At 48.6% G+C, this 7,318-nt stretch carries 10 protein-coding genes and 1 pseudogene; 6 read left to right on the top strand and 5 right to left on the bottom strand.

Features of this window, described 5'->3' with window-relative positions:
• Nucleotides 1–278 precede the first annotated feature (278 nt).
• The 3 genes from H6F50_RS04560 to ndhC are packed head-to-tail and all read right to left on the bottom strand — an operon-like array spanning nt 279 to nt 1,916.
• The gene (locus H6F50_RS04560) at nt 279–818 is read right to left on the bottom strand and encodes an NAD(P)H-quinone oxidoreductase subunit J (RefSeq protein WP_190411002.1); all 540 of its coding nucleotides are present in this window, start codon (nt 816–818) and stop codon (nt 279–281) included.
• Entirely contained in the window at nt 811–1,557 is a 747-nt protein-coding gene (locus H6F50_RS04555; protein ID WP_206754032.1) for an NADH dehydrogenase subunit K, read from the bottom strand. The genes H6F50_RS04560 and H6F50_RS04555 overlap by 8 nt, the downstream gene beginning before the upstream one ends.
• On the bottom strand, nt 1,554–1,916 hold the full coding sequence (gene ndhC, locus H6F50_RS04550; RefSeq protein WP_190411000.1) for a photosynthetic/respiratory NAD(P)H-quinone oxidoreductase subunit C: 363 nt from the start codon (nt 1,914–1,916) through the stop codon (nt 1,554–1,556). The genes H6F50_RS04555 and ndhC overlap by 4 nt, the downstream gene beginning before the upstream one ends.
• 320 nt (nt 1,917–2,236) lie before the next feature.
• On the opposite strand from ndhC, the gene H6F50_RS04545 reads away from it, so the two are divergent.
• The 6 genes from H6F50_RS04545 (at nt 2,237) to H6F50_RS04520 (ending at nt 4,839) form a co-directional block, all read left to right on the top strand.
• A complete protein-coding gene (locus tag H6F50_RS04545) occupies nt 2,237–2,572 on the top strand; it encodes a rubredoxin (protein ID WP_190410999.1) in 336 nt (111 codons plus the stop codon).
• A 99-nt stretch (nt 2,573–2,671) separates the two neighbouring features.
• Nucleotides 2,672–3,676 (top strand): photosynthesis system II assembly factor Ycf48, encoded by a 1,005-nt coding sequence (locus H6F50_RS04540; protein ID WP_190426782.1) that lies wholly within the window; start codon nt 2,672–2,674, stop codon nt 3,674–3,676.
• Between the two features lie 110 nt (nt 3,677–3,786).
• Nucleotides 3,787–4,032, top strand: coding sequence for a cytochrome b559 subunit alpha (gene psbE, locus H6F50_RS04535; protein ID WP_190426780.1), 246 nt, complete (start codon nt 3,787–3,789; stop codon nt 4,030–4,032).
• A gap of 369 nt (nt 4,033–4,401) precedes the next feature.
• Nucleotides 4,402–4,536 (top strand): cytochrome b559 subunit beta, encoded by a 135-nt coding sequence (psbF, locus tag H6F50_RS04530; protein WP_190410996.1) that lies wholly within the window; start codon nt 4,402–4,404, stop codon nt 4,534–4,536.
• 13 nt (nt 4,537–4,549) lie between these two features.
• Nucleotides 4,550–4,672, top strand: a complete 123-nt coding sequence (locus H6F50_RS04525) for a photosystem II reaction center protein L (protein ID WP_190410995.1) — start codon at nt 4,550–4,552, stop codon at nt 4,670–4,672.
• Between the two features lie 47 nt (nt 4,673–4,719).
• Nucleotides 4,720–4,839 (top strand): photosystem II reaction center protein J, encoded by a 120-nt coding sequence (locus H6F50_RS04520; RefSeq protein WP_190410994.1) that lies wholly within the window; start codon nt 4,720–4,722, stop codon nt 4,837–4,839.
• A gap of 117 nt (nt 4,840–4,956) precedes the next feature.
• Here H6F50_RS04520 and psaI read toward each other — a convergent pair whose 3' ends face one another.
• On the bottom strand, nt 4,957–5,073 hold the full coding sequence (gene psaI / locus H6F50_RS04515) for a photosystem I reaction center subunit VIII (RefSeq protein ID WP_190410993.1): 117 nt from the start codon (nt 5,071–5,073) through the stop codon (nt 4,957–4,959).
• A gap of 95 nt (nt 5,074–5,168) precedes the next feature.
• Nucleotides 5,169–7,318: pseudogene (locus H6F50_RS04510) on the bottom strand (hypothetical protein); the annotation flags it as partial.

The raw sequence follows: 7,318 nt of genomic DNA, 5'->3' as shown, positions 1-7,318 counted from the left end.
GAGTAATCGGGTGCGATCGCTATTTATCTAACCAGCTAATTTAAGTATTCACTACACTCAAATAGCTGCAAACTTAACTTAAAAATCAATTTACCTAGGCGCACAGATTCCCATTCTTCAAGTATATGTCAATACGCAGGAGAAATCAAGTGATATTTGATACAGTCTACACCTAATTCCTACGCCAAAAAAAAGCACCCACTTCAAATCAAAAGTGAGTGCTTTCCACAAGTCAACCCGGAAAAAGTCTTTCTTTGACTAATTGCCTTTTGCCTGAATCAATAAGCATCCTGCAACTCGTAGAAATCAGGCGAGACATAATCCTTCCGCAACGGATAGCCTACCCAATCTTCCGGCATCAAAAGCCGCTTCAGGTTCGGGTGTCCTTCATAGACGATGCCATACATATCAAAAGCTTCCCGCTCTTGCCAGTCTGCCGTCTTCCAAATCCAATACACCGAAGGAACTCTAGCGTCATCTCGCGGCAAAAACACCTTCAGCCGCAGTTCCTCCGGTCTGTCAGCATTGTCGCTCACTTGGATTAGATGATAGAAGCTAACCAATTCCTCTCCCGGCCCCGCATCATATCCACCTTGACACTGGAGGTAGTTAAATCCGTAAGCGTAGAGAGCTGTAGCAATCGGAATCAAGAAGTCCCGGTCAACTTTGATGATCTCAACATCACTGCGATCGCGTTCTAGTTCCTGATGCTCAAAACCGTTTTCCTTCAGCCAAAGGGAAACCTTACCCGCTTCCACAATTTGGGATTCTGCTTGGGGTTCCCCTGAAGATTCTGCTGGGGATTCTGCTTCAGCCACGACGTTCCTCCTGTTTTTCTGCCGTCAACAGTGCTGGTGCTACAGGCATACCCGTCGCTGCCGCCAGCTCTTGCGGCGGAGTTTGGCGAGTTGCCAACTGTAAATACTTGCCATCGTGGATGGTGTCTACAGCTTGCATCTTGTGCGTGGTGCTGTAATAGCGATGGATTTGCTGAAACTGATCCCGCTCTTGGATAGAATCGTTCCCGATTTTCTTCCGCAGTTTAATAATCGCATCCATGATCGCTTCCGGACGTGGGGGACATCCAGGCAAATAGACATCGACAGGAATCAGCTTATCCACACCCCGCACCGCAGTCGGGGAATCAGCGCTGAACATCCCGCCAGTAATCGTGCAGGCTCCCATTGCAATCACGTACTTGGGATCTGGCATCTGCTCATAAAGGCGCACCAGAGCCGGTGCCATCTTCATGTTAATCGTGCCAGCAGTAATAATTAAATCTGCTTGCCGAGGGCTAGAACGGGGAACTAGACCAAATCTGTCAAAGTCAAACCGGGAACCAATCATCGCTGCCACTTCGATGAAGCAGCAGGCGGTTCCAAACAACAGAGGCCACAGGCTGGAAAGCCGCGACCAGTTGTAGAGGTCGTCAACCGTTGTCAGGATGACATTTTCAGAAAGTTCTTGAGTAACAGAAGGTCGCTCAATCGGGTTAAGGATCTTCTCTTTCTGCTGCGCCTCAAAGGCAGCAATATCACTATTACCGTTAGATTTCATGACCATTCCAAGGCTCCTTTGCGCCACGCATAAACAAGAGCAACTACAAGAATTGCAATAAAGACCAAAGCTTCAATAAACGCCAGTACACCTAGACGATTGAAGGCAACGGCCCACGGATACAGGAAAACAGTTTCCACATCAAAAATGACGAAAACCAGCGCAAACATGTAATAGCGGATGTTGAACTGAATCCAGGCTCCCCCAATCGGTTCCATGCCAGATTCGTAAGTGGTGCGCCGCTCTGGACTACTACCACTGGGCCGCAGGAGCTTGGAGGCAGTCAGCGCCAAAATCGGCACCAGACTGGAAGCTAGCAAGAAGCCTAAAAAATACTCATACCCACTGAGGACAAACACGATCTTGTACTACCACTCAGATGAAAGGACGGCTGTTATTACTTCTTCACATTTATACATTATAAAGCGCCTGCCTCTGCCAAAGTTGCTAGTGGCGGGGCAGCGAACGTCGATCATCGATACTGTTTTCTGATTGACCCGTTCAGCTTTTCTAGTCAAGGCTCCTATCGAAGCAGGCAATGGTTACTGGCAGCGAGGGATGACAGCGAAGTCCTCTCCTCAAGGCAGAGGCAAGCTAAACAATATTAAGAAAATCCCCTACTTATGGCATAATTTTTAACATACATTTTAAGATTGGCTTCTCAATTTTATCTTGAGCCATGAGCAATCAAGCCGTCGATGCCCAACCACTAGATCGCTATGAATGTCGCGCCTGTGGCTACATTTATGAGCCGACTAAAGGTGATAGTAAGAGTAACGTTCCCTCAGGGACATCCTTTGAAGAATTGCCAATAGATTGGCGCTGTCCAATTTGTGGGGTGCGAAAAACACAGTTTCAAAACATTGGCGTTGTAGGCTCCCCCTCTGGATTCAAGGAAAATCTGAGCTATGGTCTAGGCGTTAACCGTTTAACCCCAGGACAGAAGAATCTTCTCATTTTTGGGGCATTAGCCTTGGGCTTCTTGTTCTTTATCAGTCTCTATGGTTTGCAATAAAACCAGCCTCAGCTTGCAACAGATGAAGCGAATCCCCGCCGCATTCGCTGGATTAACACTCGTATAGTAGAAGATTTGCACGCACCAGTTCTAGATAGTATGAATTTATTTGTGAGAAAGCTGAAACAAATTGCAATATTGTTGGCAGTTGTCCTCTTTTGCGCCAGTTGCAGTCAAGTTCCTTCGGTGAGCAACAGCCCCTGGCACGCCATTTCTCTACCAACACAGGCAAACTTACAGGATCTCGCTTTTACGGGCGACCCCAATCATGGCTGGGTTGTGGGGAGTGACTCCACACTGTTGGAGACAACCGATGGCGGCAAGACTTGGGAGTCTAGAAACCTGGAACTGGGAGATCGGCAATACCGCTTTACTGGCGTGAGTTTTGCCGATCAAGAAGGCTGGATTACAGGCGAACCCTCTATCTTGCTCCACACCACAGATGGGGGAAAATCTTGGACTCGCATCGCGCTGAGTAACAAGTTACCGGGGGCACCCAATAAAATTGTGGCACTCGGTCCGAACTCCGCTGAGATGAGCACCAACGTTGGGGCAATTTATCGCACTCAAGACGCAGGACAGACTTGGAAAGCGATGGTGCAAGAAGCGGTGGGCGTTGTCCGCAATATGTCTCGCTCTCCCGATGGCAAATATGTTGCGGTGTCTGCCAAAGGTAACTTCTACTCCACTTGGGAGCCGGGTCTAGATGCCTGGGTTCCCCATAATCGAAATAGCTCCCGAAGAGTGGAGAATATGGGGTTTGCACAAGATGGTCGGCTGTGGATGCTGGCGCGGGGCGGTCAGCTACAATTTAGCAGTCCTGAAAAGCCAGACGAGTGGGAAGAAGCACAATATCCAGAGGTATCCACCAGTTGGGGTTTACTCGATTTGGCATACCGGACACCTGAGGAAGTTTGGGTATCAGGAGGCAGTGGAAATTTGCTGCGGAGTCTGGATGGCGGCAAAACTTGGGAAAAAGCTCGCGAGATAGAGGATATCCCTTCCAATCTTTACAGGATTATGTTTCTAACACCCCAGCAAGGATTTATCATAGGTCAGCGAGGTGTTTTGTTGAAATACGAAGGTTCGTCGCAAGCGGCTTGAAGAGGAAAGCAAGATTATTGTCATACAACTAATGCTTTGCTTGTGACTCTCTACCGAGTTTCGTATCATAATTAAGTTAGCTTTTAATTGTTGTCAGAGGAGGAATCTGAATGGCTGGTACAACTGGAGAGCGTCCATTTTCGGACATTATTACAAGCGTTCGTTACTGGGTAATTCACAGCATCACCATCCCTGCATTATTTATTGCAGGCTGGCTATTTGTTAGCACAGGTCTTGCATACGATGCCTTTGGGACACCCCGCCCCAACGAGTATTACACCCCAACTCGGCAGGAAGTGCCGATTGTTCAAGATCGCTTTGAATCCAAGCAACAAATCGAGGATTTTATAAAATAAGCGGGCAGTCTCTAGACATCGCTGGGTGTGAAAATAAAAGCACCTATTTGTGTTAGGATTGCCGGGGTAATTTTGGCTGGATTTGATGCAAAAAAGGGATTAAAAGTACCGCATCAATTCGGCTCTAAAGAGCGAACGGGAATCCAGTTTGATACATCGGTAGTGAAGTACCGTAGGTATACGGAAGTGTTTGGAAAAAGAATCACCTCTAGCTGGTTGGAGGAGACTTCAAAGGGTCAGTAGGCTCAATATAGGTTTACGAAGCCCTTTTTGCAGGAAAAGCCTTCCCGTTACGGTACGAAAAGCCCCATTTCTATCAAAAGAATTGGGAGTCTCAACAAGTAAGTCGTTTAAAAGAGGTGGCAGAACATGACTACTAATACGCCCAATCAGCCAGTTTCATATCCCATTTTTACCGTTAGATGGCTAGCGGTTCATACGCTGGCTGTCCCAACAATCTTTTTCTTGGGCGCGATCGCTTCTATGCAATTTATTCAACGATAGGAGAAACCTAATCATGCCAGAACGGAGTCCAAATCCCAATAATCAACCAGTTGAGTTAAACCGTACTTCTCTTTACTTGGGCTTGCTACTGGTTTTTGTCCTTGGTATCCTGTTTTCCAGTTATTTCTTTAACTAACTGGGCTTGACTGCATCATTTTTAAGTTTAATTAGGAGGGAAAAGCTGTGTCTGGAAGTGGAAGAATCCCGTTGTGGATTGTAGCTACCGTCGCTGGTCTGGGCGCGATCGCTGTGCTAGGTGTTTTCTTCTATGGTGCCTACGCTGGTCTAGGCTCCTCTTTGTAGAGAAAAGCTGGGTAATCAACTAGATTTGAGAGAACTCTCATCAAATCATCAAAAAAAACCGCCTCTCTGACTAGAACAGGCGGTTTTTTCCATTGCCCAACTAATACCCAGCTAAAGTTAAATTCCCGTAGGATCTTCGTGTTCAATGTAAAGAAACAAGAAGGCCATTGCGACAGCCGGGAAGATCAAGCCAGTTAGAGGCACTAGGATTGAGGGTAAGAATGAAGCTCCCATCTTTAAATTTCCTATTTTAATGAAACAGCTTTCGTAATTGAATTTACAGTGAATTGGTAGCCAAAAACCGAATCATAAAAATTTTTAACAAGCGCCTAATCCGCAAACTCATCTAGCGACCAGTTGGGCAAATCTGGGGGAATAACTATACGGTCAACGGTTACTTTATGGCTCTCTCGTTGGGTATAAGTATCAACCGTGACAGCTTCAAAACGGATTTCCACGCTCCCAAATGGCACAGTTAGTTGAGTCGTTGCCTCTAGGGATTCTAAACCAGTAGGGATAAAATCGACTAGCCACCGGGGGCCATCCAGCAACGATCGCGTTTGGCGGTCATGCACCCACAGCTTGACATAGAGCCGGGGGGACTCAGATCGCAACGTCAGGCGGACAGCCAACGGTTGTCCGGCAATCAGTTCGCCTTCGGGTAAAACTAGCTCAGGCTCTGGCACGGGTTCCTCGTCCAGCGACGATGGCTGCGGTTCTGGGGGAACCCCCCGCCCCGCATTGGCAAAACGCGATCGCCCTGGTTGTACCCCCCTTGAGGAAGCTTCTCGCGAGCCATACCCGCCTCGCCCACTGGTGCTGGGAGGGAGTTCAGAAGGATCATCGTCTACCACAATTTCTCGCTCTGTCCAGTTAACCGCAGACTCTGCCATCGATAAAACATTCTTAGCCATCTCAACCGGGTTCTGCGGAGCTGCTGGCAGTTGACCAGAGGCGGCTCCCACCTCTTGGGAATTGTTCGTTGCATCGCTGGCAATACCGCCATCTTCACCCAATTCTTCCTCCAACTCTGGGAGGGGAGGTTGTTGGTCAAGCAATAGTGCTACAAGTTCCCAGTCTGTCGGCATTGGTGGCAAACGGTCATCCGTTTCCCCCTGCGGCTCGGTGGCAGTTGCTTCGGTGCCATCCGCAACGTCACCATCCGCAACGTCACCATCCGCAACGTCACCATCCGCAACGTCAGTGTCTTCGCTGCCCTCGGTCAGGTCTGCTGAAGGCTCTGCTTCCTCGGTAGATTCCTCCTCCGTTGCAAATACCTCTTCCGGTTGCAGCCATGCTGAAGATTCCTCATCCGTTGCCAGGTCGTTCAACCGGGACAAAAAACGATCTTGCAGCTTCAGGGTCGCAAAAGCCGTATCTAAGGGCGATGCTTGAGAGTCAGCGGAGGGATGCGCTTCTCTTTGTTCGGCGGAGTGTTCAGCGGAGTGTTCTGCTCCCTCGATATCAGAAGCATCTTCAACACCTACGTCCTGCTGACTATGCAAATCTGTATCGGCATCAGCGCTGGCATCTGTTCCATCGGGTTCCTCCGAACGTTGCCAAGTCTGAGCTAAGTGATTCAATAAATTATCAAATAACTGCTCTACATCAGGCGCAGCCCCTTCAGGAGGGGCGGTATCAACAGGTTGGGGAGGATTTAGGGAAGAAGATTTATCTTCTTCTTTCGCAGCGGATGTGTCGCCATTCTCGATGCGCTCGGTTGCAGGCATCGCATCAGAAATCACCGGAAGTTTAAGCGATCGATTAACTGGATTGGCAGGATCGGGTCGATAAAGTTGCGGGGGGAGGGATACCACCGGCGGAGGTTCAGAAGTCACTGATGTATTGCGATCGCCCAAAGCGAGAATGTCCTCAGGCTCATCGCTATCGGTTGCCTCCCCGTTCCCTGTTGCCTCAGTATCGGAAGCAATTGCTGGAAGTTCCGGGGGTTTAAGCGCTGCAATGGCAGGATCGGATTTAGCAATCTGCTCCGGTAGGGGTTTATTAGGTAAAGGTTCTAAGTGCAGCAGCGGAGTATCTTTTGCCGTTTCCACCAGATCGAGGAAAGATGAATCGATCGGGGGTGTCTCTCCCAAAAGAGAATCTAATGGCGGGTTCAATAAATTTGCGTGCTGTTTATCGTGAGCGATCGCATCGAGCAAGTCTTCCAAATCGGCTGTCACGGTAAAGGCGTGAGTCACCAAGACTGTCTCAGCCGCATCGATTAACGTGACTTCTCCTAAAATCAAACGGGTTTGGCAATTTTCGGGCAGCTCTAAATTACAGCTAAAAGAAAAACTCGGCACCTGTTCGGGTATCAGCTGCTGGACATCTACCAAGATTTGTGAGTTTTGCGGATCGCGCATTTCAATTCGCAGTACGTCTGGCGGCAAAAGATGCAAATCCCTAAAACTGTCTAGGATCTCTACTTGTCCGCTGAAGGCAATCAGCTCTCCTCGACGCACGACCAGCGTCTCCC

It is taken from the genome of Coleofasciculus sp. FACHB-712 (assembly GCF_014695635.1).
Lineage (GTDB): Bacteria > Cyanobacteriota > Cyanobacteriia > Cyanobacteriales > FACHB-T130 > FACHB-T130.
The sequence above is the reverse complement of the archived record's forward strand: the minus strand, read 5'-3'. Positions and strand labels throughout refer to the sequence as shown.

What these genes read in the sequence shown, in the direction of transcription:
- psaI (WP_190410993.1), bottom strand. Translation starts at nt 5,073, where the DNA reads ATGGGAGCTTCATTCTTACCCTCAATCCTAGTGCCTCTAACTGGCTTG.
- H6F50_RS04525 (WP_190410995.1), top strand. Translation starts at nt 4,550, where the DNA reads ATGCCAGAACGGAGTCCAAATCCCAATAATCAACCAGTTGAGTTAAAC.
- H6F50_RS04540 (WP_190426782.1), top strand. Translation starts at nt 2,672, where the DNA reads ATGAATTTATTTGTGAGAAAGCTGAAACAAATTGCAATATTGTTGGCA.
- psbF (WP_190410996.1), top strand. Translation starts at nt 4,402, where the DNA reads ATGACTACTAATACGCCCAATCAGCCAGTTTCATATCCCATTTTTACC.
- psbE (WP_190426780.1), top strand. Translation starts at nt 3,787, where the DNA reads ATGGCTGGTACAACTGGAGAGCGTCCATTTTCGGACATTATTACAAGC.
- H6F50_RS04545 (WP_190410999.1), top strand. Translation starts at nt 2,237, where the DNA reads ATGAGCAATCAAGCCGTCGATGCCCAACCACTAGATCGCTATGAATGT.
- H6F50_RS04555 (WP_206754032.1), bottom strand. Translation starts at nt 1,557, where the DNA reads ATGAAATCTAACGGTAATAGTGATATTGCTGCCTTTGAGGCGCAGCAG.